The following is a 1430-nucleotide window of genomic DNA, read 5'->3' as shown; positions in this document are numbered from 1 at the left end:
CTAGTAGTACTTTGTTAGGTCGGGAAGGTGTGATGACACAGCGGGCAGGTACCGATCCAATGAGCAAGTGCGCGTTGAAGTTCGCGCACGACACCGTAGAGGGTCAGTCCCGCCCACCCACTTTTGGGTCGGTGAGCCTCAGCGTCGTGATGAACAGGTGAGCTGCGGTGACGAGTGTGGCATGGTGGTGCCACCCCAACCAGGATCGTCCTTCGAAATGGTCCAGTCCCAGACCTGTTTTCAGTTCCCGATAGTCGTGTTCTATACGCCAGCGGATCTTCGCCAGACGCACCAACTCCGCCACAGGCGTCTCCGGGGGGAGGGTGGCCAGCCAGTAGTCGGTGGGCTGGTTGGCTCCAGTGGGCCATTCGGCGAGCAGCCACACCTGCGGCAGGGCGCCGTCGTCGTCGCGGGGAATGTCGCGGTTGGCGGGGCGGATCCGCAGCGCGGTGAAACGCGAACGCATCGCCGCGGTGGGGTTGCCGGGACTCGCCTTGGTGCCGCGCCGCCAGGTGACCTGGCGCAGCGCCGACCTGCCGGCCGCGAGGACGAGGTCCTTGCAGGTCGAGTGCGGGTTCTGGTAACGCCGTGTCGGTGGGCGTCCGCGGCCACCGTAGGGAGCTGTCTCGGGGACCGCGTCGACCCGATAGGCGCTGGTGGCGCCTTTGACTGCGACGACGTAGCCGATGCCGCGCGCGGACAGGCCCTCACGGAAGGCTGTGGTGTCGCCGTATCCGGCGTCGGCGACGACCACCGGTGGGATCCGGCCCCATTCGATCAGTTCGTCGATCATCTCCAGGGCCATTTCCCACTTCGGCCGGTGATGCTCGTCGGCTGGGATCGCGCATCGCTTGCGCCGGACGGTGATCGCCGCGGCCGCGTCGGCGTCGGTGGTGGACTGATCGTCCCATCGCTCGGGCACGAACAGTCGCCAATCCAGCGGGGCGGACGCGGCATCGGAGGCGGCGTGCACACTGACTGCGATCTGGCAGTTGCCGACCTTGCCGACGGTGCCCGAGTACTGGCGGGCAACGCACGGCGAGCCGTCACCGTCTTTGACGAAACCGGTGTCGTCGATGACCCACGCATCCGGCGTTATCAGATCACATGCCTTGCAGGAGAGTGCTTTCCGCACCGTCGATACATCCCATGGCGAGGTGGTGACGAACTGCTGCAGTCGCTGATGGTCCACCTTCAGTCGCTGCGCCATCGGTTGCATCGACTTGCGTCGCCCGTCGAGCATCAACCCCTGTATGTACACTCCCGCAGTCGCTCGTTGATCCTTGCGTTTGAGTGAGGAGAACACTTCACCGACAAACGTATCCATCGATTCTCCGACGCGGTTGAGGGTGTGTGCATCCATGTGGGCATGGTCTCGAGAAATCCGTCGAAACTCGAGCGGACACGCCGAGGTAACAAAGTACTACTAG

At 64.3% G+C, this 1430-nt stretch carries 1 pseudogene; it reads right to left on the bottom strand.

Annotated features, from left to right (window positions below):
* A pseudogene (locus tag MTX36_RS29400) lies at positions 1-1363 on the bottom strand (IS701 family transposase).
* Positions 1364-1430 lie beyond the last annotated feature (67 nt).

This window comes from Rhodococcus sp. ARC_M6 (assembly GCF_022810305.1).
Taxonomy (GTDB): domain Bacteria; phylum Actinomycetota; class Actinomycetes; order Mycobacteriales; family Mycobacteriaceae; genus Rhodococcus_F.
This window is presented reverse-complemented; position numbering and strand designations above follow the sequence as displayed.